The organism is Sphingobium sp. FG11, assembly GCF_057809915.1.
Genome location: NZ_JBMDKW010000002.1, coordinates 156,101 through 180,007 on the forward strand (window position 1 = coordinate 156,101; position 23,907 = coordinate 180,007).

Annotated in this window: 31 protein-coding genes; 13 read left to right on the top strand and 18 right to left on the bottom strand. The window is 63.8% G+C overall.

Annotation, left to right across the window (positions count from 1 at the left end; all coding sequences use genetic code 11):
- Window positions 1-92: 92 nt before the first annotated feature.
- The 3 genes from clpS to ACODSN_RS02330 all read right to left on the bottom strand — a co-directional run bounded on the left by clpS (window position 93) and on the right by ACODSN_RS02330 (window position 3,327).
- Window positions 93-467 (bottom strand): ATP-dependent Clp protease adapter ClpS, encoded by a 375-nt coding sequence (clpS, locus tag ACODSN_RS02320; RefSeq protein ID WP_489052840.1) that lies wholly within the window; start codon window positions 465-467, stop codon window positions 93-95.
- A 133-nt stretch (window positions 468-600) separates the two neighbouring features.
- The gene (locus tag ACODSN_RS02325) at window positions 601-1,440 is read right to left on the bottom strand and encodes a phasin family protein (RefSeq protein ID WP_489052841.1); all 840 of its coding nucleotides are present in this window, start codon (window positions 1,438-1,440) and stop codon (window positions 601-603) included.
- Window positions 1,441-1,581: 141 nt separating this feature from the next.
- On the bottom strand, window positions 1,582-3,327 hold the full coding sequence (locus ACODSN_RS02330) for a PHA/PHB synthase family protein (protein ID WP_489052842.1): 1,746 nt from the start codon (window positions 3,325-3,327) through the stop codon (window positions 1,582-1,584).
- 136 nt (window positions 3,328-3,463) lie between these two features.
- Between ACODSN_RS02330 and ACODSN_RS02335 the strand changes: the two genes are divergently transcribed.
- The 6 genes from ACODSN_RS02335 (at window position 3,464) to ACODSN_RS02360 (ending at window position 8,202) form a co-directional block, all read left to right on the top strand.
- The gene (locus tag ACODSN_RS02335; RefSeq protein ID WP_489052843.1) at window positions 3,464-4,672 is read left to right on the top strand and encodes an LL-diaminopimelate aminotransferase; all 1,209 of its coding nucleotides are present in this window, start codon (window positions 3,464-3,466) and stop codon (window positions 4,670-4,672) included.
- Window positions 4,673-4,720: 48 nt separating this feature from the next.
- The gene (locus ACODSN_RS02340; RefSeq protein ID WP_489053032.1) at window positions 4,721-5,203 is read left to right on the top strand and encodes a DUF2721 domain-containing protein; all 483 of its coding nucleotides are present in this window, start codon (window positions 4,721-4,723) and stop codon (window positions 5,201-5,203) included.
- Window positions 5,200-5,757 (top strand): (2Fe-2S)-binding protein, encoded by a 558-nt coding sequence (locus tag ACODSN_RS02345; RefSeq protein WP_489052845.1) that lies wholly within the window; start codon window positions 5,200-5,202, stop codon window positions 5,755-5,757. The genes ACODSN_RS02340 and ACODSN_RS02345 overlap by 4 nt, the downstream gene beginning before the upstream one ends.
- A gap of 85 nt (window positions 5,758-5,842) precedes the next feature.
- The gene (locus ACODSN_RS02350) at window positions 5,843-6,751 is read left to right on the top strand and encodes an RcnB family protein (RefSeq protein WP_489052846.1); all 909 of its coding nucleotides are present in this window, start codon (window positions 5,843-5,845) and stop codon (window positions 6,749-6,751) included.
- A 119-nt stretch (window positions 6,752-6,870) separates the two neighbouring features.
- Entirely contained in the window at window positions 6,871-7,548 is a 678-nt protein-coding gene (locus tag ACODSN_RS02355; protein WP_489052848.1) for a 2OG-Fe(II) oxygenase, read from the top strand.
- A 183-nt stretch (window positions 7,549-7,731) separates the two neighbouring features.
- The gene (locus tag ACODSN_RS02360) at window positions 7,732-8,202 is read left to right on the top strand and encodes an RcnB family protein (RefSeq protein ID WP_489052850.1); all 471 of its coding nucleotides are present in this window, start codon (window positions 7,732-7,734) and stop codon (window positions 8,200-8,202) included.
- 194 nt (window positions 8,203-8,396) lie between these two features.
- On the opposite strand, the gene ACODSN_RS02365 is transcribed toward ACODSN_RS02360, so the two are convergent.
- Window positions 8,397-9,980 carry a lysine--tRNA ligase gene (locus ACODSN_RS02365; RefSeq protein ID WP_489052851.1) on the bottom strand — a complete coding sequence of 528 codons (1,584 nt, stop codon included), beginning with the start codon at window positions 9,978-9,980 and terminating at the stop codon, window positions 8,397-8,399.
- 127 nt (window positions 9,981-10,107) lie between these two features.
- Here ACODSN_RS02365 and ACODSN_RS02370 point away from each other — a divergent pair, with 127 nt between their 5' ends.
- The 4 genes from ACODSN_RS02370 to ACODSN_RS02385 all read left to right on the top strand — a co-directional run bounded on the left by ACODSN_RS02370 (window position 10,108) and on the right by ACODSN_RS02385 (window position 14,369).
- Window positions 10,108-10,479: a PilZ domain-containing protein gene (locus ACODSN_RS02370; protein WP_489052852.1), complete on the top strand. Its 372-nt coding sequence runs from the start codon at window positions 10,108-10,110 to the stop codon at window positions 10,477-10,479.
- Between the two features lie 62 nt (window positions 10,480-10,541).
- Window positions 10,542-13,292, top strand: coding sequence for an ATP-dependent DNA helicase (locus ACODSN_RS02375; RefSeq protein WP_489052853.1), 2,751 nt, complete (start codon window positions 10,542-10,544; stop codon window positions 13,290-13,292).
- Window positions 13,292-13,834, top strand: a complete 543-nt coding sequence (locus tag ACODSN_RS02380; protein WP_489052854.1) for a SixA phosphatase family protein — start codon at window positions 13,292-13,294, stop codon at window positions 13,832-13,834. The genes ACODSN_RS02375 and ACODSN_RS02380 overlap by 1 nt, the downstream gene beginning before the upstream one ends.
- Before the next feature lie 4 nt (window positions 13,835-13,838).
- Window positions 13,839-14,369 carry a GNAT family N-acetyltransferase gene (locus ACODSN_RS02385; RefSeq protein WP_489052856.1) on the top strand — a complete coding sequence of 177 codons (531 nt, stop codon included), beginning with the start codon at window positions 13,839-13,841 and terminating at the stop codon, window positions 14,367-14,369.
- On the opposite strand, the gene ACODSN_RS02390 is transcribed toward ACODSN_RS02385, so the two are convergent.
- The 5 genes from ACODSN_RS02390 to rpmF all read right to left on the bottom strand — a co-directional run bounded on the left by ACODSN_RS02390 (window position 14,366) and on the right by rpmF (window position 17,456).
- Window positions 14,366-14,704: a MerR family transcriptional regulator gene (locus ACODSN_RS02390; RefSeq protein ID WP_489052858.1), complete on the bottom strand. Its 339-nt coding sequence runs from the start codon at window positions 14,702-14,704 to the stop codon at window positions 14,366-14,368. The two genes, ACODSN_RS02385 and ACODSN_RS02390, sit on opposite strands and share 4 nt — an antisense overlap.
- A gap of 72 nt (window positions 14,705-14,776) precedes the next feature.
- Window positions 14,777-15,073: an integration host factor subunit alpha gene (locus ACODSN_RS02395; RefSeq protein WP_489052860.1), complete on the bottom strand. Its 297-nt coding sequence runs from the start codon at window positions 15,071-15,073 to the stop codon at window positions 14,777-14,779.
- Window positions 15,074-15,221: 148 nt separating this feature from the next.
- Entirely contained in the window at window positions 15,222-16,190 is a 969-nt protein-coding gene (locus ACODSN_RS02400; RefSeq protein WP_489052862.1) for a beta-ketoacyl-ACP synthase III, read from the bottom strand.
- The gene (plsX, locus tag ACODSN_RS02405) at window positions 16,187-17,212 is read right to left on the bottom strand and encodes a phosphate acyltransferase PlsX (protein ID WP_489053033.1); all 1,026 of its coding nucleotides are present in this window, start codon (window positions 17,210-17,212) and stop codon (window positions 16,187-16,189) included. The genes ACODSN_RS02400 and plsX overlap by 4 nt, the downstream gene beginning before the upstream one ends.
- Before the next feature lie 64 nt (window positions 17,213-17,276).
- Window positions 17,277-17,456 carry a 50S ribosomal protein L32 gene (gene rpmF / locus ACODSN_RS02410; RefSeq protein WP_489052864.1) on the bottom strand — a complete coding sequence of 60 codons (180 nt, stop codon included), beginning with the start codon at window positions 17,454-17,456 and terminating at the stop codon, window positions 17,277-17,279.
- Window positions 17,457-17,677: 221 nt separating this feature from the next.
- On the opposite strand from rpmF, the gene ACODSN_RS02415 reads away from it, so the two are divergent.
- The gene (locus tag ACODSN_RS02415) at window positions 17,678-18,109 is read left to right on the top strand and encodes an MAPEG family protein (RefSeq protein WP_489052866.1); all 432 of its coding nucleotides are present in this window, start codon (window positions 17,678-17,680) and stop codon (window positions 18,107-18,109) included.
- Between the two features lie 3 nt (window positions 18,110-18,112).
- On the opposite strand, the gene ACODSN_RS02420 is transcribed toward ACODSN_RS02415, so the two are convergent.
- The 5 genes from ACODSN_RS02420 to ACODSN_RS02440 form a co-directional block, all read right to left on the bottom strand.
- Window positions 18,113-18,769: an MBL fold metallo-hydrolase gene (locus ACODSN_RS02420; RefSeq protein ID WP_489052868.1), complete on the bottom strand. Its 657-nt coding sequence runs from the start codon at window positions 18,767-18,769 to the stop codon at window positions 18,113-18,115.
- Window positions 18,770-18,816: 47 nt separating this feature from the next.
- The gene (locus ACODSN_RS02425) at window positions 18,817-19,242 is read right to left on the bottom strand and encodes an RrF2 family transcriptional regulator (RefSeq protein WP_489052869.1); all 426 of its coding nucleotides are present in this window, start codon (window positions 19,240-19,242) and stop codon (window positions 18,817-18,819) included.
- Window positions 19,243-19,304: 62 nt separating this feature from the next.
- Window positions 19,305-20,291: a glycerophosphodiester phosphodiesterase gene (locus tag ACODSN_RS02430; RefSeq protein WP_489053035.1), complete on the bottom strand. Its 987-nt coding sequence runs from the start codon at window positions 20,289-20,291 to the stop codon at window positions 19,305-19,307.
- Window positions 20,292-20,335: 44 nt separating this feature from the next.
- Window positions 20,336-20,692 carry an ArsC family reductase gene (locus ACODSN_RS02435; RefSeq protein WP_489052871.1) on the bottom strand — a complete coding sequence of 119 codons (357 nt, stop codon included), beginning with the start codon at window positions 20,690-20,692 and terminating at the stop codon, window positions 20,336-20,338.
- Window positions 20,693-20,697: 5 nt separating this feature from the next.
- Window positions 20,698-21,078 carry a RidA family protein gene (locus ACODSN_RS02440; protein WP_489052873.1) on the bottom strand — a complete coding sequence of 127 codons (381 nt, stop codon included), beginning with the start codon at window positions 21,076-21,078 and terminating at the stop codon, window positions 20,698-20,700.
- A gap of 149 nt (window positions 21,079-21,227) precedes the next feature.
- On the opposite strand from ACODSN_RS02440, the gene ACODSN_RS02445 reads away from it, so the two are divergent.
- Window positions 21,228-21,527, top strand: coding sequence for a hypothetical protein (locus tag ACODSN_RS02445; RefSeq protein WP_489052874.1), 300 nt, complete (start codon window positions 21,228-21,230; stop codon window positions 21,525-21,527).
- Between the two features lie 130 nt (window positions 21,528-21,657).
- Entirely contained in the window at window positions 21,658-22,191 is a 534-nt protein-coding gene (locus ACODSN_RS02450) for a thermonuclease family protein (RefSeq protein ID WP_489052876.1), read from the top strand.
- Between the two features lie 33 nt (window positions 22,192-22,224).
- Here ACODSN_RS02450 and ACODSN_RS02455 read toward each other — a convergent pair whose 3' ends face one another.
- The 4 genes from ACODSN_RS02455 to ACODSN_RS02470 form a co-directional block, all read right to left on the bottom strand.
- Window positions 22,225-22,845: a glycine zipper 2TM domain-containing protein gene (locus ACODSN_RS02455; protein WP_489052877.1), complete on the bottom strand. Its 621-nt coding sequence runs from the start codon at window positions 22,843-22,845 to the stop codon at window positions 22,225-22,227.
- A gap of 121 nt (window positions 22,846-22,966) precedes the next feature.
- A complete protein-coding gene (locus tag ACODSN_RS02460) occupies window positions 22,967-23,158 on the bottom strand; it encodes a hypothetical protein (protein WP_489052879.1) in 192 nt (63 codons plus the stop codon).
- A 41-nt stretch (window positions 23,159-23,199) separates the two neighbouring features.
- Window positions 23,200-23,454 carry a DUF2442 domain-containing protein gene (locus ACODSN_RS02465; RefSeq protein WP_489052880.1) on the bottom strand — a complete coding sequence of 85 codons (255 nt, stop codon included), beginning with the start codon at window positions 23,452-23,454 and terminating at the stop codon, window positions 23,200-23,202.
- A gap of 86 nt (window positions 23,455-23,540) precedes the next feature.
- Complete coding sequence (locus tag ACODSN_RS02470; protein WP_489052882.1) at window positions 23,541-23,846, bottom strand: hypothetical protein; 306 nt, start codon at window positions 23,844-23,846, stop codon at window positions 23,541-23,543.
- Between the last annotated feature and the right edge of the window lie 61 nt (window positions 23,847-23,907).

Here is a 23,907-nt window from a genome sequence, read left to right on the forward strand (position 1 = left end):
AGAACATCAGGCGGCCGATTGGGAACCCGCGAATGCGACTTGCCGGGGATAGCGGACGGGGTCGAATGGCAGGAGCAATGCGAAAGGCGCGTCTACGCCTTTTCGAGCGTGCATTGGAGGGGATGCTGATTCTGCCGGGCGAAATCCATCACCTGATTGACCTTGGTCTCGGCGACTTCGTAGCTGAAGATACCGCACACGCCCACGCCGCGCTGGTGCACATGCAGCATCACGCGGGTCGCTTCCTCCATGTTCATGCGGAAGAAGGACTGGAGCACATGGACGACGAACTCCATCGGGGTATAGTCGTCGTTGAGCATGAGCACTTTGTAAAGCGACGGCTTTTTCGTGCGTGTGCGGGTCCGCGTGGCGATGCCGACGCCGGGTGCGCCGCCTTCGCCCCGATCGTCCTGATCCTTGTCCGCCATGAGTGCGGGGCGTGCCGATAGTGAGCCGTTACTGTCCATGATGGACGAGAATATGGCGATTTGCCTGCCCGTGGCAAGGGGTGAGAATGGAGCCGCCATCGCGACGGGACGAAAAGAAACCCGCCTTCCGATGTGGAAGGCGGGTTTCCCTTTATCTTCTATGTCGCGTCGCTCAGGCGGCGAGCGACTTGACCTTGTCGGTGACGATGGTCACGCGCGCCGTCAGCGGCTGGGCGATGTCGCCGGCCAGCTTCAGGAAGGCTTCGCTGTTCTTGGCGGCTTCCTTGGTGAAATCGTCGAAGCTGCTCGAAATCAGCTGGCTGTGCAGCTGGAAGAATTCGGTCGGGGTCTTGACCGTCGAATAGCTCTTGAACGAGGCAGTCGCCTTTTCGAAGCTCTTGCGGCTGTAGTCGACCGCATCCTGGCCCAGCGTCTCGACGCCCTTGGCGGCGATCTTGCCGGATTCGACCAGCGCCTCGACATTGCCCTTGGCCAGATCGCTGATTTCCTCGATCGCCTTGGTCGACTTTTCGACGCCGACCTTCGCCTTTTCGTTCAGACCGGCATACACGGTCTCAAGCTTGGCCTTGGCGTCTTCGGCGAATTTCTTGCCGGTTTCGATCACGTCGTTCATCATCGTGGTTCCTTCTGAAATGGGCAGTGGCTCGGACTGGGTGGCTGCGGGTTGCGCGGTCGAGATGATCGGCGCTTCCGGTTCGGGTGCGGCATCCACCGCTGTGGTTGAGGCAATGGCTGCGACCGGCTCGGGTGCAGCGGCAATCGCGGCAACCGGCGTGACAGGCTCGGCCTGAGCCACCGGAGCGGGCTTCGGCGCGGCGGGCTTGGGTGCGACCGGCTTGATCGGCGTCACCTTAAGCGAGGCTGCCTTGACAGGTTGGGCACCAATGGCTGCTTCCGCCGCCTTAAGCGCTTCACTGGCCGACAAGGTCGTGGCGACGGCCTTCGGCTTTGGTCCCGGCTTTGCAGATGTCGTTTTTGGGGGTACCGCCACAACCAAACTCCTTTTGCTGCATTGCACAATATGCCTCTTGCCTGGACTTTGCAAGGATTATTGTGCACTGCAACAAAAGTGTAGCGCGCAACCGGCCGCACCCGTGGCGCGGCTCGTCGCAAAGCACGCTTTTGCGCGCTTTTAGCGGCTTTTCACATAACGGCCCGGCGCGTCCTCGATCGCCTTGAGCGCCCCCCGACCGGGCTTGCGCGCCCCCGTGGCCGATACGGTCGAGTCGCCCAACCCGCGAATCCACTGCGCCCAGTCGGGCCACCAGCTGCCCTTTGTCTCCACCGCATTCTCGATAAATGCATCCAGCGAGGGCTGCTCCGCATCGCAGGTCCAATATTGATATTTACCAGCCGCCGGCGGGTTGATGACCCCGGCAATATGGCCCGAACCGGCCAGCAGGAAGCGCACAGGCCCGGAAAGCTGCTCTGTCAACTTCCATACGCTCGGCAGCGGAGCGATATGATCTTCCCGCCCCGCCTGCACATAAGACGGGGTTTCGATGCGGTGGAGGTCGATCGGCGTCCCGTCCACCGACAGGGCGTCGGGAACCACGAGCTGGTTGTCGCGATACAGCTGGTTCAGATAGTCGCGGTGCCAGCGCGCCGGCAGGTTGGTTGTGTCGCCATTCCAGTGCAGCAGGTCGAAGGGCGGATACTCCTCCCCCAACAGATAATTATTGACGACATAGTTCCAGATGAGGTCGCGCCCGCGCAGCAGATTGAAGGTCGCGGCCATATAGCGGCCGTCGAGATAGCCCCCGGCGGATAACTGCTCCAGCAGCGCCATATGCTCATCGTCGATGAACAGGGTCAGGTCGCCAGCTTCGGTGAAATCCACCTGCGCGGTGAAGAAGGTCGCGCTCGCCACCTTGTCCGCCTCGCCCCGCGCCGCCAGCAGCGCGAGCGCCGCCGCCAGCGTGGTGCCGCCCACGCAATAGCCGATGGTGTGCACGCTCGGCACCCCCAGAAGCGCGCGCACCGTATCGATCGCGTCGATCTGGCCGCGCAGGATATAATCGTCCCACACCAGATCCTTCATCGATGCGTCGGCCGATTTCCACGACACCAGAAACACGCTGATACCCTGATCCACCGCCCATTTGACGAAGCTTTTTTCCGGGCTGAGATCGAGGATATAGAAGCGGTTGATCCACGGCGGGAAAATGACGAGCGGGGTTTCCAGCACCTTGGCCGTCGTCGGCGCATAATGGATCAGCTGATAAAGCGGCGTTTCCCTGATGACCTTGCCCGGCGTCGCGGCAATGTTGCGGCCCAGTTCGAACGCATCGCCATCGGTGTGGGTCAGCTGGCCCTTTTGCAAATCGGCCATCATATGTTTGAGGCCGTTGACGAGATTCTCGCCGCCCGTCTGGATCGTCCGTTCAACGACCTGCGGGTTGGTCAGCGCGAAATTGCTCGGGGAAAGCGCGTCGATCAGGCCGCCGGTCGCGAATCGCAGCTTCGCCTTTTGCTTGGGATCGACGCCGTCGACCGAATCGGCGAGGCGCAGAAGATAGTCGGACAGCAGCAGATAGCTCTGGCGAATCATGTCGTAAAAGGGATTGGCCGTCCATGCCGGGTCGGCAAAGCGCCGGTCGCGCGTCGCTGCCGGGCTGCCGGGTGGAGGCGGTTGCGACTGGTCGCGGAACAGGCCGCCCGAATCAAGGAACCGTTGCCACAGCGCCAGCCCTTCATCGAAAAAGCCGGTCTGAATGCGGGCCACGGCCTCCGGATCGAACGGCAGGACCCGGCCCGAAGCGCCGGCCGCCTGCTCCAGCATCAATTGTTGCGCGCGTCCGATCACGTCGGTCCATTGCTGCATCTGTTCCAGCGTAGGCAGATGCGGTTCGCTCGCCTGCATATTTTCCGTGGCCATTTCCTACTCCCCGGCCTTGCCCCAAAGCGCCGCTTTCGCTGGCGTGGCCACCGCGCCCGGTATATAGCCGGGCAGCGTCGCCGCAAAAGTGCGCCGCTCACTATCCTCCACGGAGCGCCTTCAGGAAAGCCTTATAATGTCCGAAGAATTCTATCGCATCAAACGCCTGCCTCCCTATGTCATCGCCGAAGTCAACGGCATGCGGGCCGCGGCGCGCGCGGCGGGTGAGGACATTATCGATCTGGGCATGGGCAATCCTGATCTGCCGCCGCCGCCGCACGTCATCGCCAAGCTGATCGAAGTCGCATCCAAGCCCGACGCCCATGGCTATTCCCAGTCGAAGGGGATTCCGGGGCTGCGCAAGGCCCAGGCCAATTATTATGGCCGCCGCTTCGGCGTCGACATCGACCCGGAGAATGAAGTGGTCGTGACGATGGGATCGAAGGAGGGGCTTGCGAGTCTCGCCACCGCGATCACCGCGCCGGGCGACGTCGTGCTGGCTCCCAATCCCAGCTATCCGATTCACACGTTCGGCTTCATCATCGCCGGCGCGACCATCCGGTCGGTGCCGACGACGCCCGACGAGCATTATTTCCGCTCGCTGGACCGCGCGATGGCTTTCACCGTGCCACGCCCGTCGATCTTGGTCGTCAACTATCCGTCCAATCCGACCGCCGAAACCGTCGACCTCGCCTTCTACGAACGGCTGGTCGCCTGGGCGAAGGAGAATAGCGTCTGGATCTTGAGCGACCTTGCTTATTCCGAGCTATATTATGACGGCAACCCGACCCCCTCCATCCTGCAGGTGCCGGGCGCGAAGGATGTCGCGGTGGAGTTCACCTCGCTCAGCAAGACCTATTCGATGGCCGGCTGGCGCATCGGTTTCGCGGTCGGCAACCGGAAGCTGATCGCGGCGATGACGCGGGTGAAATCCTATCTCGATTACGGCGCGTTCACGCCGATTCAGGCGGCGGCCTGCGCGGCGCTCAACGGGCCGCAGGATATCGTGCAGAAGAACCGCGAACTCTATCACAAGCGCCGCGACGTAATGGTGGAAAGCTTCGCGCGGGCAGGCTGGGAAATCCCCGCCCCGCGCGCGTCGATGTTCGCCTGGGCGCCGCTGCCGCCTGCGCTCAAGGAAATGGGGAGTCTGGAATTTTCCAAGCAATTGCTGACCCATGCCAAGGTCGCCGTCGCGCCGGGCGTCGGCTATGGCGAGGATGGCGAAGGCTATGTCCGCATCGCCATGGTGGAAAATGAGCAGCGATTGAGACAAGCTGCAAGAAACGTGAAGAAATATCTCCAGTCGATGGGCGTCAACACCCCCGCCAAGGGCGCGGCCTGACGATGGGGTTGCCGGGGCGGGACTGAGGGTCGGGCGATGAACGCCGCCATGAACGCCCTGCCGCAAATGTCGCAGGTCGCGCAGACGATCCAGCTCGCGCTCGCGCCGGTGTTCCTGCTTGCGGGCATCGGCGCGTTCCTCAACGTCTGCACCGGGCGGCTGGCGCGCGTAATCGACCGGGCGCGCAAGGTGGAGGCGCTGGTGCTGTCGACCCGCGGGCGCGAGCATGATCGGCTGGTCAGCGAGATCCGCGTGCTCGACCGGCGGATGAGCGTCGTCAACAGCGCGATCTTCCTGTCGGTGGCGTCCGCCTGCGCCGTTTGCCTCGTCGTCATCCTGCTGTTCGCGGGCAATCTGTTCGGCGCGCATCTCGGCACCCCGGTCGCGATCCTGTTCAGCCTGGCGATGATATTGCAGGCTGGCGCTTTCGGCACCTTCATTCAGGAAATCCGCCTCGCCTCGCGCACGATCCATATTCGCAACGAAGTGCTGTACCACAAGGTCGAGGATGAGGCGGAGGCGCTGCCATGACCAAATTCACCGTCAACGACCGCCCGGTCCATTACCGCATGGACCCGGACACGCCGCTGTTGTGGGCATTGCGCGACGCATCCAACCTGACCGGCACAAAATATGGCTGCGGCACCGGCGATTGCGGCGCATGCACCGTCGATATCGATGGCGAGGCGATCCGGTCCTGCCAGATCAGCATCGGCAAGACCGAAGGGCGATTCGTCACCACGATCGAAGCGCTGTCGCCCGATCGCGGCCATCCGCTGCAACAGGCGTTCATTGCCGACAATGTCTCGCAATGCGGCTATTGCATCCCCGGCATGCTGATGGCCGCGTCTGTCCTGCTGCGCCATAATGTTGATCCGAGCGACGCGGATATCGATGCGGCGATCACCAACATCTGCCGCTGCGGCATCTATCCCCGCCTGCGCGGCGCGATCCGGCGGGCGGGCCGGATCATGCGCGGCGAGGAACAGGTGACGGGCGCGCCGCCCCCCGGAATCACGCCGGAAGATGCCGCCCGCGCCGTCCCGGCCCTGTCCCGCAGCAACGCAAAGCTTTCTGATCGCTGACGGAAGAATTCAGCATCGCGACATCAGTGTGGGCGTAGTAGCAGTTCATCAGGGGCCTCACGCCCCTTAAATGGAAGGCACTACAATGTTGAGGAGCTTCATTCTGGCGGGCCTGATGACGGCCACTGCGGTCGGCAGCGTCGCCCCGGCTTATGCACAATGGCGCGTGGACAACCGTTCGCAGCAGCGCCCCGATCAGGCGCAAGGCGATGGCGGCGCACGGCAGGAAGGCCGCCGTCAATGGCAGGATAATCGCCAGGCCCAGCCGCAGCCGCAGCCGCGCCCCCAGGCGCAGGTTCAGCCGCAGCCCCAGCCTCAGCCCCGTAATGAGGGTGACATGCGTCGCGGTGGTGGCGGCGGCCTCATGTCGCAGGACCGTCGCGAAGGACAGTGGCAGCAGCGCGCCGATCGCCCGGTGGATCAGGACCGCCGCCAGCCTCCGGTCGCTGCGGCCAATGATGACCGCTATCGGCGTGACAGTAGCGGCAACGGGCGGCAGGACTGGCGCAATGATGGTCGCGACAGCGATCGGCGCGACTGGCGCAATGACCCGCGCGCCGACAATCGCCGGTCTGACGATAACCGCCGCTGGAATGACCGGCGCGACTATGATGGGCGCGGCACGGCCTGGACCAAGGACAACCGCCGCTTCGATGATCGTACCCGCTGGGCCGATCAGCGCCGCTGGAACAACAACTGGCGTCAGGACCGGCGCTATGACTGGTCCAGCTATCGCGCGCGCTATGGCGACCGCTTCCGCGTAGGCCGCTATTATGCCCCGCGTGGCTGGAGCTATGGCTATCGCCCGGTCACGGTTGGATTCTTCCTGTCGAGCCTGCTCTATTCGAATAATTACTGGCTGGACGATCCCTACAGCTATCGTTTGCCGCCTGCTTATGGGGCGATGCGCTGGGTCCGCTATTATGACGATGCGCTGCTGGTCGACACGCGCGACGGCTATGTCGTCGATGTGATCCGCGACTTTTTCTGGTGAGCGTTTAACCAGAGTCGATCTTCCTGAACTGGCCTTCAGGAACACTGGACCCGGAACCCGCAAAGGTTCCGGGTTCTTTTCATTTGCACCGGCGGCGGAGACGATGGCAGGGAGGCAGCATGAGCGCGATCATCGATGACGGAGACGTGGCGTCGCCCGCACGCGCGCTGATCGGCGCGGCGGTGCGCCGGAAGCTGGATCGCAATCCGATGGTGAGCCGAATCGATGCGCCGGGGCTGGAAATCTACAGCCGCCAAGACTTCCTCAGCGCGGATGAATGCAGCGGCCTGCGCACCCTGATCGACACCGACGCCCAGCCTTCGAGCTTGTTTTCAGGCAGCGCCAATGCCGACTATCGCACCAGCCATAGTTGTCATCTCGACGCCCGGCATCCGCTGGTGACGGCGGTGAGCGACCGCATCAGCGCGCTGACCGGGCTTCCGCGTGAAAATGGCGAGACGCTCCAGGGCCAGCGTTATCATCCAGGGCAGGAGTATAAGGCACATTGCGACACGTTCCCGGTGACGGCGCATTATTGGCCGGCGATGCTGGCCTCCGGCGGACAGCGTTGCTGGACCGCGATGATCTATCTTTCGTCGGTGTCGGCCGGGGGTGAAACCCATTTCCCTTTGTGCGAATTCATGGTGCCCCCGCGCGAGGGCATGATCCTGATCTGGAACAATCTCGATTCCGATGGCGTGCCCAACGCGCAAAGCCTGCATGCCGCCCGCCCGGTCGAAAGCGGCAGCAAATATGTCGTCACCAAATGGTTTCGCGAACGCCCCTGGGCGGCCTGACCGAAGCACCGCCCTCCCCGGCGACGGTTACACATTGCGACATAAATGACTGGTTCCTGACGATGCCATTCCCGGCGGGTTCAGGGGCGACAGTCCATATCTCTCCTCGTGGCGATGGAACCCTCCTTCCCTGAAATGGGTTTTCAGGAACCCGTTCCAACCACGCATTGTGGGAGAAGAGACATGCGTAAGATCATATTATTCGGCCTGATGGCGGCGGCGGCGATTCCCAATATCGCATCGGCGCAGACGGCGGGCGAGTTGCGGCACGACCGCCGTGATATCCGGCAGGAGCAGCGCGAACTGCGCGATGCGCAGCGCCATGGCGACCAGCGCGACATTCGCGAGCAGCGTCGCGACGTGCGCGAAGCCCGGCAGGAATATCGCGAGGACTGGCGCGATTATCGCCGGAGCCACCGCGACGTCTATCGCGGCGGGAACTGGCGCGCCCCGTTCCGCTATTCGGCCTGGAGCGTCGGATCGCAGCTTCGTCCGCGCTACTACAGCTCGCGCTACTATATCAGCGACCCGGCCCGCTATCGCCTGTCGCGTCCAGCCCACAATCTGCGTTGGGTGAGGCATTATAATGACGTGCTGCTGGTGAATGTGCGCACCGGCCGCGTGCTGGAAGTCAACCGCGGCTTCTTCTGGTAAGAATGCCCCGTATCAAGGAAGCGGCCCCGACGATTCGGGGCCGTTTTCTGTTTATGGGCGTGTCATGTAGCCGCGCCGGCCGTTTCCGGCCAGGCGCGGCCGATGACGAGCGCCAGACCCGTCACCAGTCCGAAAGGGGGGTGGACCGGAGCGGTGAACGTGTACGCGGGGTGAATGTTCCGTTAGGCAAATGTTCAGGCGGCGGCGAGCGCTTCCGCGATCAGCCGACGGGTATTTTCGACGCCATAGAGCGCGATGAAACTGCCCATGCGCGGTCCCTGGTCCGCCCCCAGCAGCGTCTGGTACAGCGTCTTGAACCAGTCGCGCAGTTCGGCAAAGCCAAAGGCTTCATCCTTGCCGATGGCGTAGACGATGTTCTGGATATCCTCTGCCGAAGGGTTGGCGGGGAGCGCGGCGAGTTCCGCATCCAGCTTGCCCAGCGCGGCCGCCTCATGCGGTTCCGGCGCGCGGCGGTGCAGAGTCGGCGCGACGAAATCGCGGTGATAGGCGAGCGCATGGCCGATCAACGCGGCGAGTTCAGGATAGGTCGCGGCGTCCGCATCGGCGACATAGTTACGCAGATAACCCCAGACCTGATCGGGCGTCGCATCGCCCATCACGCCGACAAGGTTGAGCAGCAGGCCGAACGTCACCGGCAGCTTGCCCGTGGGCAGATCGCCGTCATGGATATGATGGACGGGATTGCCGAGCCGCTGCTCGATCGCCTGCCCCGCATAATTGCCGCGAAACTGCCAATATTCGTCCACCGCACGCGGGATCACCCCCATATGCAGTTGCTTGGCCTTTTTCGGCTCGCGAAAGGCGTAGAAAGCGAGGCTTTCCTGTGGCCCATAGGTCAACCACTGGTCGAGACTGAGACCATTGCCCTTGGACTTGGAGATTTTCTCGCCTTTTTCGTCGAGGAACATCTCATAATTGAAACCTTCGGGCGGGCGCGCGCCCAGCGCCCGGCAGATGCGCGAGCTTTGCGTGACCGAATCGATCAGGTCCTTGCCCGCCATCTCATAATCGACGCCGAGCGCGACCCAGCGCATCGCCCAGTCGACCTTCCATTGCAGCTTGGCTCCGCCCGACAGGATCGATTGTTCGACGGTCTCGCCTTCATCCTCGAAGCGGATCAGGCCCGCCTCGGCATCCACCACCGTCACCGGCACCTGAAGCACGATGCCGCTTTTCGGGCTGATCGGCAGCACCGGCGAATAGGTCGCCTGCCGTTCCTTGCGCAACGTCGGCAGCATGATGTCCATAATGTCCTGATAATGGCGCAGGACATTCTTGAGCGCATCGTCAAACGCGCCCGAACGATAACGGTCGGTCGCCGACACGAATTCATAGTCGAAGCCGAAGCGGTCGAGAAAATCGCGCAGCATCGCATTGTTATGATGGGCGAAACTCTCATGCGTTTCGAACGGATCGGGCACCTGCGTCAGCGGCTTGCCCAGATGCGCCGCCAGCATATCCTTGTTGGGGACATTGTCCGGCACCTTGCGCAGCCCGTCCATATCATCGCTGAACGCGATCAGGCGCGTGGGCACATCCGACAGCGCATGATAGGCATTGCGCACCATCGTCGTGCGCAACACTTCGTTGAACGTGCCGATATGCGGCAGGCCAGACGGGCCATAGCCGGTCTCGAACAGCACATAGCCTTTATCCGGTGCACCCGCCGGATAGCGCTTGAGCAGCTTGCGCGCTTCCTCATAGGGCCAGGCCTTGGCGGAAGCGGCGGCGGAACGGAGCATGTCGGAAACAGTCATGGGCAGCCGATAACCCCGACAGCCAAGAAATGAAACGCTCTTTGAGAGCAAATCTACGTTAAGAATCGTTCGCATCTTTAGCATTCATTAACCCTGCGCATCGATAATGGACGATAGTGGAGGGCCTATGCAGATCATTCGCAGCCGCGAACGCATCATCGTCGATATTCCGATTGTGATCACGACCGTGCTTGACAGCATGGAAGGCACCATCGTCGATCTGAGTGAAGGTGGCGCCCAGGTAGTGGGATGCAGCGTGCCGCCCAAGACGCCATGCCAGCTCGATTTCGGCGGTCATGTCGTCTTTGGCACCGTGCGCTGGTCAGAGATTGACCGCATGGGCATTCGCTTTCCCTATGAGTTGCATGACGGCCCGCTGTTCGAGCAACTGGAGATCGCCCGCGCCGCAATGCGCGCTTCGGTCGGTCTCCAGTCGCGAATCGTGCGGCCACTGCCCGGCATCGTGTCCCAGGGAGGCTTCGGGCGGCGTTCCGTCTGAACCGTCGCCCTCGCGGGCAATTTCGGGTTTCCCTTTTGTTCCCGCTGGCTTAAGCCCGCCCGGTGATCGATCCCGCTTATCTGCCCGCCCTGCACGCCAGCCATGGCGGCATCTGGCTGCGCGAAGAGGGCCGCACCCATGCGCTGGCCAAGGGGCAGGCGATCGCGCGCGCCGCCGAGACGCCGACCTTGCTGCTCAATGCCCCGCTGACGGGCCAGCGGCTCGGTTATCCTGATCTGAACGGTCTCGATCTGCTGGAGCTGTGGGCGTTCGTCCACCCGGCCCGCTTCCTCGTGCCCACCCCCAAGGGACTGGCCGAAGCGCTGGACCTCGTCCGCCCGGTCGGCGAGGGCGATATCCCCGCGCTGTTGCAGGCCGCGACGGCGGCGTTGCTGGCGCGCCTCGAATCACCCGACTGGACCGAACGCGAGGGCGGATGGACCGCCGCGCAATCCTTGCATCGCCTGCGCTGGCCGTGGGCGCCGCTGGTCGGTCCGCGAATCGCCCGGCCCCGCGAGGCGGAACGCTGGCTGTTTTCGAAACTGCCCGAATGGGATGAATCAGCGCCCCGCCCCGCCCCGCGATCGATCGCACTGGCGGAGGAGGCTGTCCTCGCCCGGCTCGATGCGCTCACCGGGCAGGGTGCGGAGGCCCGGCCCGGCCAGCGCGCCTATGCCGCCGCCGCGATGGCGCCGTTCCGCCCGCGCGCGCATCGCGATCAGCCCAACATGCTGCTGGCGGAGGCCGGGACCGGGATCGGCAAGACCCTGGGCTATCTCGCGCCTGCCTCGCTCTGGGCGCGTGAGGCACAGGGGACGATATGGGTTTCGACCTATACCAAGGCGCTGCAACGCCAGCTCGACCGGGAATCGCTGCGCCTTTTCCCTGACGCATCGACCGCGGCCAGGCGCGTGGTGGTGCGCAAGGGGCGGGAAAATTATCTCTGCCTGCTCAATCTGGAAGATGCGCTGCAGGGCGGTTTTTCCGGCCGCGCCGCCATATTGGCGCAACTGGTGGCGCGCTGGGCGGCCTTCTCCAAGGATGGCGACATGGTCGGCGGCGACCTGCCCGGCTGGCTGCCCACCCTGTTCCGCCGCAACGGATCGACCGCGCTGACCGACCGGCGTGGCGAGTGTATCTATGCCGGCTGCCCGCATTACCGCAAATGCTTCATCGAACGCTCGGCGCGCGCGTCGGCCGATGCCGACATCGTCATCGCCAATCATGCGCTGGTGATGATCAACGCCGCGCGCGGCCGCGAAACCGGGCAGCGGCCGCAGCGCATCATCTTCGACGAAGGCCATCATCTGTTCGATGCCGCCGATTCGACCTTTTCCATGGCCTTGTCGGGGCAGGAGGCGATCGAGCTGCGCCGCTGGATCATCGGACCCGAAGGCAATGCGCGCGGACGCCGCCGGGGCCTTGCCGCACGCCTGTCCGACCTCGCCAGCTATGACGAGGAGGGCGGCGAGGCGATCCGCGCGGCGGGAGACGCAGCGCAGGCATTGCCGGCGGACGAGTGGCTCAAGCGCGTCGTCGCCGACGAACCCTATGGCCCGATCGAGCGCCTGCTCGGCGCCGTGCGCGGCACCGTCTATGCGCGGGCCGCGGATAGCGGCGAAGCGGATGCGGGCTACGGGCTGGAGACCGAACTGGCGCAGCCCGATGGCGCACTGGTGGAGGCCGCGCAGGAGGCGGCGCAGGCGCTCGATGCGCTGCTACGCCCGCTGGCGCGGCTCGCCAAACGGCTGGAAGCCGTGATCGAGGATGCGCCGGACTGGCTCGACGGCGCGGCGCGCGCACGGATCGAAGGGGCGATCGCCTCGCTCGGCTGGCGGCGCGACCTGATCGCCGCCTGGCTGGCGCTGCTCGCGCGGATTGGCGGGCCTGCCGACCCCGATTTCATCGACTGGATGACGGTCGACCGGGCCGAAGGGCGCGAATATGATATCGGCCTTCATCGTCACTGGCTCGATCCCACCCGCCCGCTCGCCGAAACCGTGCTCAAGCCCGCCCATGGCGTGCTCGTCACCTCCGCGACGCTCAAGGGCGGCGGCGACTGGACCAACGCGGAGGAACGCAGCGGCGCAACCCACCTGCCCCATGGCGCGGAGCGGTTCGAAGCCGCCAGCCCGTTCGATTATGCCGCCAGCGCCGAAGTGCTGATCGTGACCGATATCAAGCGGGGCGATATCGCCGCGCTATCGGGCGCCTATGCGCGGCTGATCGAGGCAGCGGGCGGCGGCACGCTCGGCCTGTTCACCGCCATCCGGCGGCTGCGCGCGGTCCATGCCCGCATCGCCGACCGGCTGGCGCAGGGCGGCCTGCCGCTCTACGCCCAGCATGTCGATCCCATTGACACCGGCACATTGGTCGACATTTTCCGCGACGATCCCCGCGCCTCGCTGATGGGGACGGACGCGCTGCGCGACGGGGTCGATGTGCCCGGCGATTCGCTGCGGCTGGTGGTGATGGAAGGGGTGCCGTGGCCCAAGCCCACCGTGCTGCATGCCGCGCGTCGGCTCGCGGGCGGCGGGGCGGCCTATGACGACCGGCTGATCCGCGCGCGGCTGGCGCAGGCCTTTGGCCGTCTGATCCGCCGCGCCGAGGATCAGGGGCGATTCGTCATTCTGTCGGCGGCGATGCCCAGCCGGCTTCTGTCCGCCTTTCCGCCCGGCACCCCGGTCCGCCGCCTGACCCTCGACAAAGCGATCATCGCCGTCAGCGCGCATTCGCGCATCGACCGTCTTGGCGAAGACATGTCCTTCGTGCATCAGGGATTGCGATCCCCCGCCCCCGATCTGGAGCAATGATGAAAAGGCTGACCCTGTTGCGCCATGCGAAATCGGACTGGGACGATCCGGTGGCGCGTGACTTCGACCGACCGCTCAACCAGCGGGGGGAAAAGGCCGCGCTGCGGATCGGTCAGTTCGCGCGCGCGCAGAAGATGCGCTTCGATTTCGCCGTCGCCTCGCCCGCCGTCCGCGTCGTCCAGACGCTCGATCATTTCTTCGTCGGCTATGGCGAAATTCTCCAGCCCCGCTGGGACCGCCGCATCTATCTTGCGTCCGTACCGACACTGATGGATATCGTCCGCGACCTGCCCGACACCGCCGACCACATCTTCCTCGCCGGGCATAATCCGGGGCTTGAAGAACTGGTACTCAACCTCGTGCCCGATGACGGCCTCAGCCAGTTGCGCGATGATGTGGAGGTCAAATTCCCGACCGCGAGCCTCGCGGTGCTGGACCTCGCGATCGATCGCTGGGCGGACGCGGCCGAAAATTGCGCGGCGCTGATCGGTTTCACCCGGCCCCGGGATCTCGACCCCGCGCTCGGACCGGACACGCACTGATCCCGTGGCGACGCCGACCCCCATTTTGTGGCGGCACGCCGATGAAGAGGATGCCGCCGCGCTCGCGCTGCTGGGCGGCGCCACCTTTCTGGCCAGCTTTGCCCACGATCATCCGGGCGCTGCCCTGCTCGCCCATATCCGCGATGCGCATGGCGAGGATTATTACCGGGCGAAGCTCGCCCACCCCGACTGCACCGTCCTGATTGGGGAAACGCCGCTCGGCGCGCCGGTGGGCTATGCGCTGATTACGCCGCCCGACCTTCCTGTGGCGACGAGCCAGGGCCGTGACCTTGAGCTGAAGCGAATCTATCTGCTGTCCGGCTGGCAGGGCGGTGGCAATGGCGATGCGGTGATGGATCTGGTGATCGCCAACGCGATGGCGCGGCGCGCCGACCGGCTGCTGCTGGCGGTCTATCCGCAAAATGATCGGGCGCGCCGATTCTACGCCCGCCATGGCTTCGATCAGATTGGCGAGATGACATTCATGGTCGGGGATGTGCCGTTCCGCGACCTCATCTACGCCCGCGCGCTTTAATCCCCGATCGCCGCAGCCAGCGCCGCGCGAATGGCCACGAGCCGCGCGAGAACATCCCTTTCCGCCGATGGCTCGGGGTCCGGCCCATCAGAAGTAAAGCCATCGGCCAGCGCCTTTTGCGCGCCGCGAACGGTAAAACCCTCGACATTGAGCAGCCGGTTGATGCGACGCACGAGGGCGACGTCATCGGGCCGATAATAGCGCCGGTTGCCCGCGCGCTGGAGCGGGCGCAGCGCCGGGAAGCGGGTTTCCCAATAGCGCAGGATATGCTGCGGCACGGCGAGTTCGGCGGCCAGCTCGCTGATGGTTAGAAATGCACCCTCTGCCTTTTCCATGACACTGATGTTGCACCCACAGATGCATAAAGGCAACTATGGCAAATCAATGTAAAGGCTGGAAAACAGGTCTCAGTCGCCGGCGACGCGCTCCCGCATCGTCTGGCTGGCGCGGAAGGTCAGGACGCGGCGCGGCTCGATCGGCACCTCGATACCGGTTTTGGGGTTGCGCCCCATGCGCTGCGTCTTGTCGCGCAGGACAAACGTGCCGAAACTGGAGATTTTCACATTCTCGCCCCGCGCCAAGGCGGAGCACATATGGTCCAGAATCGATTCGACCAGCGAAGCAGCCTCCGCCCGCGACAAACCGACATTGCGATTGACGCTTTCGGCCAGATCGGCCCGAGTCAGGGTTCCACCACCGGTCATGAGTCCCCACCTTTTTCGCGGTGCGATCACTGCAATAAGTGATCCGACGATGAATGTGCGGCATCTGCGTCGATTCGGCAAGGATCGTTACAGATGGCGATGCATTATTTTGTTGCAGCGCGACGAAGCGTGGCGGCAACGCGCCGGTTCATACCCGCAGAACACATGCGCCCCAGGTAAAGCCTCCACCCATGGCTTCGAGCACGAGGAGATGGCCCGGTTGCACCCGCCCATCCCGCACCGCAGCATCGAGCGCAAGCGGTACGGACGCGGCGGACGTGTTCGCATGCCGGTCCACGGTCATGACCACCCGGTCGGGCGACAGCTTGAGTTTGCGCGCCGTGGCGTCCAAAATGCGCGCATTGGCCTGATGCGGGATCAACCAGTCGATCTGCGACGGGTCCAGCCCCGCCAGCGCCATCGCTTCGGTCAGGACCGACGCCAGATTGACGACGGCATGGCGGAAAACCTCCTGCCCCTTCATCCGCAGCTTGCCGACGGTGCCGGTAGTCGACGGTCCGCCATCGACATAGAGTAGCTGGTTATGACGGCCATCGGCGTGCAGCTTGGCCGCGAGAATACCCCGCGCGCCATCCTCGCTCTCTTCCGCGCCCAGCACGACCGCACCCGCGCCGTCGCCGAATAGCACGCAGGTCGTGCGATCCTCCCAGTCGAGGATGCGGCTGAACGTCTCCGCGCCGATCACCAGCGCGCGATTCGCCGCGCCCGACCGGATCATGCTGTCGGCGACCGTCATGGCGTAGAGAAAGCCCGAACAGACGGCGGCGACATCGAAGGCGACGCCATCGGTGATGCCCAGCGCCGACTGGACGATGGTGGCGCTGGCGGGAAAGGTCTGGTCCGGGGTGGCGGTGGCCAGAATGATGAGGTCGATGGCGCTCGCCTCCAGCCCCGCCGCATCCAGCGCGGCCCGTGCGGCGCCGGTTGCCAGACTAGCCGTGGTCTCGCCCTCGCCCGCGATGTAGCGATTGCGGATGCCGGTGCGCTCGACGATCCATTCGTCGGTGGTATCGACCGTCAACGCCAGTTCGGCATTGCTGACGGCGCGCGCAGGCAGCGCCGAGCCGGTGCCCAGAAGAACGGAACGGCGGATCACTTGACGGGCATCTCCAGACGCGACGCGGCGACCGGGGACGCCTCGATATTGGCGACGTCGGCGGCGATGCGGCGAGTAATATCTTCTTCCAGCAGGCGCGCAGCGACATGCACGGCGTTGGCCACGCCCTTCGCGTCGGCATTGCCATGGCTTTTCACCACGACGCCGTTGAGGCCCAGAAACACCGCGCCATTATGATTATTGGGGTCGAGATGATGTTTGAGCAGGTGCATGGCCGGCTTGGAGATCAGGAAGCCGATCTTCGATCGCACCGAACTGGTGAACGCCTTGCGCAACAGATCGGTGACGAAGCGGGCCGTCCCCTCCGCCGTCTTGAGCGCGACATTGCCGGAAAAACCGTCGCACACGATCACATCGACATCGCCGCGGCCGATCTTGTCGCCTTCGGTAAAGCCTTCGAACGACAGCGGCAGGCCGGTCGCGGCGCGCAACACGGCGGCGGCGTCGCGGATTTCCTCCGTGCCCTTCATGTCTTCCGTGCCAATATTCATCAGCCGGACGCGCGGCCTTTCGAGGTCGCAGGCGATTCGCGCATAGGCCGCGCCCATCACCGCGAACTGCACCAGATTGCGCGCATCGCATTCGGTGTTCGCGCCCAGATCGAGCATGATGACATCATTGTTGCCCAGTGTAGGCAGCATCGCCGCAAGCGCGGGCCGATCGATACCCGGCATGGTGCGCAGCGCCACCTTGGCCATCGCCATGAGAGCGCCGGTATTGCCGGCGGACACGGCGGCACCCGCCTCCCCCGCTTTTACCGCGGCGATCGCCATGCTCATCGAGCTGGTCTTTTTGCGGATCGCCACGCTGGGTTTGTCGGTGGGTTCGACGACGCTATCGGCGTGGAATACTTCCGACGCCGCGCGCAAATTGGGGTGGCTTTCCAGCGCCGCCCTGATCCGCGCCTCGTCCCCGAACAGCGAAAAACGCAGTCCTTCATGACGGTGACGGGCGAGCGCAACGCCCGCCATCATGACGCGCACGCCTTCATCCCCGCCCATCGCGTCGATTGCGATTCGCGGCTGGCTGGACACGTCAGGTCACCTTTATGACGAGAGGAACGCCTTACGCGCCGACGGCGACGATTTCGCGACCGTTATAATGGCCACAGGCGCCGCACAGATTATGCGGGCGCTTGAGTTCGCCGCAGTTCGAGCATTCGTTGAACGCCTCGACCTTCAGCGAATCATGGCTGCGACGCATGCCACGCTTGGAGGGGGAAGTTTTCCTTTTGGGGACAGCCATGTCGGCACCTGTTTCCGTGAGCTAAATCTGGTTATGCGAACGGCCGGATCCGAATGGAAAGCTGACGGCGCTAGGGCCGCAGACCCATGCGGCCCGGATGATCGCGAAGCCATGCGCCTATAGCGTTTTTTGAGGTCGGTGCAAGTGCTTCCTTGCCGCCCCGCCTGCGGCCCCTATGATGCACGGCACGGGAAGCAGAGTAAAAATGCGAGGGGAAAATCATGCTGTTGCCGATCACACTCACAATGGCCGCCGCGTGCGCACTCATCAACCTGTGGCTGGCGGCTCGCTGCACCCGGTTGCGCATGGCGACCAAGACGCTCCATGGCGATGGCGGCCATTCGCAGCTGGCGCAACGCATGCGCGCGCACGCCAATTTCACCGAATATACGCCGATGATCCTGATCCTGTTCGCGCTGGTCGAAATGGCCAGAGGCGCGTCGATCGGCCTTTGGGCGGCGGCTGCCGTCTATGTCGCGGCGCGGCTCGCACACGGCGCCGGCATGGATCGTGACGAGCCGAATATTCTGCGCGCGACCGGCGTGACGCTGACCTGGCTGATCCTGCTGGGTCTCGCGATCTTCGCGCTCATCATCGCCTATGGCGCGACCCATGCCGTCCCCGCGCCACCGGCGCTGGCCGCGCGGGTATGACCGTCAGCGGAACACCGCATCCCCCACGAAGCTGTTCGTCCGCCGCTCATGGCCGAAATTGCTCATCGGACCATGGCCGGGGACGAAAGCGGTCGCGTCGCCCAGCGGCCAAAGCTTGCTGGTGATCGAATCGACCAGTTGCTGGTGATTGCCGCGCGGAAAATCGGTGCGGCCGATCGACCCTTGAAACAGCACGTCGCCGACGATCGCCAACTGGCTCGGACCATGGTGAAAGACGACATGACCGGGCGTATGGCCGGGGCAATGGATGACGTCGAGCGTCAGATCGCCGACCGTGACCTGATCGCCGTCGACGAGCCAGCGATCCGGCTCGAATGTTTCGCCGACCAGCCCGAAACTGTTGCCCGAAGCGCCCAGCTGCTCGATCCAGAAGCGGTCCCCTTCATGCGGTCCCTCGACCGGCACGCCCAGTTCCCGCGCCAATATGCCCGTCTGGCCGCAATGATCGATATGGCCGTGGGTGACGAGCAGCTTTTCGATGGTGACGCCATGTTGCGCGGCCGCCGCCTTCAAACGCGGCAGGTCTCCGCCCGGATCGACAAACGCCCCCCGGTTGGTGGCGGTGCACCAGAGCAGGGTGCAATTCTGCTCGAACGGGGTGACAGGCACGATAGCGGCTTTGAGCGGGGGCATGGTCATGCAGCGGATGTGGCGAAGCTGTGCGCCGGGCGCAAGGGCCTCCTGCCCTACTCCACCCCTTCCAGCACCAGCGGGTCGGCGAGGCTGATGCCGTCCAGCACCTTCGCCGTTTCGTCGCGGACGCGCAGCATGACGCGGTGGAGGCGGCATTCGCTCTCCGGCAGGCAGTTGGTGCAGGTTTCATGCGCGAAGCGGCTGGCGCAGGGCGTGAGCGCGAGCGATCCGCGCGTCAGCCGCACGATATCGCCATAGCTGATATCGACCGGCGCCAACGCCAGCCAGTAGCCGCCATCGCGCCCGCGCTGGGTCGCCACCAATCCCTCGCGCGCCATTTCGGAGAGGATGACGGTGAGGAATTTGGCCGGGACATTCTGCCGCGTCGCGATCTCGCTCAGGGGCACTGGTCCCTGGCGGTAGCGGTCGGCGAGGTGCTGGAGGGCACGGATGGCGTAACGGGTCTTCTGCGAAAGCATGATCCCGTTATTCGCCGCGCGGACCTGTTTGGCAAGCCGGTGAAATCGTCTCGCGCACCGCTTTATAGGGCGGGCTTCTCCAGCGCAGCCCGCGCCTGCACCGGAAAGTCGCTGAATATCGCGTCCACGCCGGTCGCGGCGATGGCGCGGACATAGGTTGCGAAATCGCCCTGGCCGCGTTCATCGTCGGGGCGCTGATAGGATGCGGGCAGAAAGCTGTTTTCCATCCGCAACGTCCAGACATGGACCACAAGCCCGGCATCATGCGCCTGTCCCACCAGCGCGGTCGCGCCCTCAGGGGCAAGCACCTGCGCCACGGACGGGCCGATCCCGTCGGCATAGGAAGCGATGGCCTTCAGACCCTCGATCGTCAGCATGTCGGCATAGCTGGTTCCGGGCATGTCCGCCGGGCTGCCATCCGGCTCGACTAGCTGGATCAGCCGCAGGCGGGAAACCGCGCGCAACGCTTTCAAATTACCGACCTCGAACGACTGGATGAAAACCGGATCGGCCTCGGTCACATAGCCATATTTGGTCAGCAGATCGAGCAGCGCCGCCTGATGCGGCAGGCCGATGCCCGCGAAATAGCTCGGATGCTTGGTTTCGGGATAGATGCCGATGCGGCGTCCCGCCTCCGCTTCCTTGGCGCGGACGAGCTGCAATATCTCCTCGAAAGTCGGGATCGGATAGAGTCCGTCGAAACGCTTGTTGGCTGGCCGCATATCCGGCAGCCGCTCACGGGCGCGCAGGGTGCGCAGCTCGGCAAGGGTGAAATCCTCGGTGAACCAGCCCGTCACGGGCTTGCCGTCGATCGTCTTGGTCGTCGCGCGATCGGCGAACTCGGGATGGGCGGCGACGTCCGTGGTGCCGCCGATTTCATTTTCATGCCGCGCGACCAGCACGCCGTCCCTGGTCAGGACAAGGTCCGGTTCAATATAATCCGCGCCCTCGTCGATCGCGCGTTCATAGGCGGCGAGCGTATGTTCGGGCCGCTCGCCGCTGGCGCCGCGATGGGCGATGATGAACGGCTCGGCGAGCGCGGGTGTCATGGTCAGCAGACCGAAGAGAAGAAAGCAGAAGCGGAGCAGGCCGCTCACGCCTTCACCCCTTGCAGCGCGGTTTCATAGGTCGTCGCCTTGAACCCGATGATCGTCTCGCGGCCGGTATCGAGAATCGGCCGCTTGATCATCGACGGATTGGTGATCATCAGCAGGATCGCCTTGTCGGCGTCGATATGCGCGCGGTCGCCGGCATCCAGCGCCTTGAAGGTCGTGCCCGATCGGTTGAGGATGGATTCCCAGCCATGTTCCATGACCCAGTCTTCCAGCTTGGCCTTGTCCACGCCCGACACCTTATAGTCGTGGAAATTATAGCTCACCCGCTCATTATCGAGCCAGTTGCGCGCCTTCTTGATCGAATCGCAATTTTTGATGCCGTACATGGTAATCATGGGATTCAACCTCTGAAGGCGGTGACTTCGATCTCGATCTTCATCTCGGGCTTGATGAGGCCCACGACGACGCAACTGGCGGCGGGGCGGAGTTCGCCAAACGTCGCGGCGGTCGCTTCGCCCAGATCGTCCCAATAAGCGGGATCGGTGATATAATAAGTGACGCGCACGACATCGGCAAAGGAAAAGCCGGCATCGGCAAGCGCCTTGCCGATCACCTTGAGCGCGTTGCGCCCCTGCTCCACCACGCTTTCGGGCATGGTCTTGGTGTCGGGATCGGTGCCGGTAGTGCCGGCGACGAAGCACCAGTCGCCCTGAACGACGGCGCGGGAATAGCCGACCTGCGCCTCGAACGGCGAGCCGGAGGAAATAAGCTGGCGGGACATGGAGAATCCTTGTTGCAGTGCGAAAGAGGATCGGGCGCGCTCTTGCGCTCTCGCACCGCGCCTGTCCAGTGGTTTCGGCCGTCTTTGGACAAGGCGGGAACGCCTCCCGCCACCGGCCGTTGAGTCGCCATAGCCCCAGGAGACGCCAGATGGACCGCCCGACCGACCGCCCCTTGCCCGACTTTGACGAAGATAATGCCGAACAGGATGAGCGCGGCAGCCAGGCCCATGACGTCGCCGACGATGCGCGGCTGCGCCGCACCGATCTGTCGGAGGACAGCGAGAAAGGCGGTCGCGCCAATCCCGCGCAGATCATCCCCGACGATGTACCCGATCTGGTCGACAAGATGAACGAAATGAACCGTTCCGGCCGGATTGACAATGGCGCCTTTTCCGGCGAACCGCAGATGGACGATGAGGAGGATGCGCTTGGCGAGACCGAGGATTGAGGGCGCGATCCTTCTCCAACATCGATCCCGCCATCGCGGCTGATCGGCGGATAGGCGACCCGTCCGTTCCGGCGAAGAGTCGGACCGGGTTTAACGGGCTGTTTGCCAGCGGCGCGCTAAGCCGTCCCCCATGGCTCGCCCCTCTCCCTTTCGTCGCCGCCGCTCGCGTAGCCTTACCGGACGCTCTCTTATTTACGCCATCACGCTGGGTCTGATGATCGGCTGGTATGCGCCGCATTGGTATGCCGACCCGCCGTGGAAGCTGGTCGGGTCCTTGCCAGGCCCCGCCGTCGCGCCCGCTTCCCCGGCCGACTCGCTCTCCGCCCGCTTCGGTTTTTGTCATAGCGGCGGCGGCGTCAATTGCGTGGTCGATGGCGACACATTCTGGTTCGGCGGTGAAAAATACCGGATCGCCGATATCGACACGCCCGAAACCCATGGGCCACGCTGCGCCTCTGAAGGTGCGCTCGGCACGCGAGCGACAAGCCGGTTGCAGGACCTGTTGAACGCAGGCCCCTTCACACTGAAAAGCGGCGACCGCGACATCGACCGCTACGGCCGCACACTCCGCGTGGTGACACGCGATGGCGCATCGATTGGCAGCATGCTGGTGGCCGAAGGATTGGCGCGCTCATGGGACGGCGGGCGGCATCCCTGGTGTTAAGGCGGGAGCGAAATACGCACCCGCCTCCCCGATTCACCGGCAGTTGAGGCTGCCGCGGTCGATCTCACGGCCCAGCAGCGCACCCGCGCCGCCGCCGATCAATATGCCCGCCGTGTTGGAACGGCCGCGATCGATCTGGCTGCCGAGCAGTCCGCCCAGTGCAGCGCCGACGATCAGGCCGGTCGTGCCATCGGAACGGCGGCAATAATAGCGGTCGTCATAGCCGCGATAGATGCGGGTCGAACGATCGACGCGGATCGGCGCGTAGCCGTCGCGATAGTAGCGATCGGGCCGGTAATAGCGGCCATAGCGCGGATCGGGCCGGTTATAATCATAACGATAGACGACCGCCCCGGGCCGGCGATACTGGTCCTGGCCGCGCCGGTCGTCGCGCCAGTCGCCCCTGCGGTCATCGCGCCGATCGCTCCAGCGATTGTCGCGCCGATCATCCCTGCGGTCCGCCCGCCGGTCATTGCGGTCGTCGCGGCGATCGTCGCGCTTGTCACGATGGCCATTATGGCGGCCATTATCATGATCGCCCCGCACCTGCCACGCCGGGCCGGGCTGGGCTAAGCCGGGGGTTGCGGCAAGGCCGGTCAGGCTCATCGCGCCCAGTGACAACGCGGTGATCGCGCCCTTGATAGAAAATCGCATCGGTCCTGCTCCTTCTTATGGCAACACTGGACCGTAAAACCCTGTGGCTGAACAAATGTTGCATGAACGCAATAAAACAGACCGTTCATCGCAGAGACGGGGGCGCAGCGCCGCGTCGTCGTTACAGGGCGTTGGCGATATCCTGCCGCTGCTGCGGCGTGAGGTTGTCGGCGGCAGCGGCGTTATCGCCCTGCCCGCTCTTGTCGTCGGCGACACCCACGAACTGAATCGCGGTCAGGCAGACGAGTATTGCCCACAAGATCGCCAGCCAGCGACTGGTGAAGAGCGATCGAAGGCGGACGCCGAACAACATGGATGGGAGGATAATGCGGCGGGGTTAAGGAAGGGTGGCGGTCAGGCCGCCGTCTTGCGCGCCCGGGTCTGATCGCCCCGGCCGGCGAGCAAACCGGCGATGGAAATATCCTCGTCGATTTCATCCCAATGCAGCCCTGACCGGCTGAGTTCGACATGGGCGCGCTGCTCCCCCGTCGCGTGCAGCAGACGCGGAAACCATGCGAGGGGAATGCCCAGCGTGCGACCGTCATCCAGATCGACCCAGAAACTATCGTCATCGAAACGGACGGCGAGGGGTTCAGGAGAAAGACTCATTCCAGGCGCTTTCTATCTCACGGCGTCGCTCTTCATAAAGTGGAAGCTTAGATCATATCAAGGTTAATTTAAGAAACTATTTATAATCACTTCTCCAAAATCCCAGGCATAATTTCCTTTAACTTCGCCCTATTATTTGTCGCCCCTCTGATTGAGCAGGATTTATATGATACATCAATTACTAGAAGAATATCTTTGGAAGATGATATAGAGGATTTATAATATAAACGATGCTCTAGACCATCTAAATTTTCATCAGTTTCTACCAGCGCGAATGAAGTTGTTTCTTCCCATACTTTTTTACAAGCTCGAATTTGACCCATCAAACTAATGTACCGCTCACTCCACGTATCATCCGATTTAAGCGTGAAGCTAATCGCAAACTTTCCCATACCTGTTCTCCTAGTTTAACAGTATGACGGAACAAATTGGAAACGTAAAGGGATCAAATCA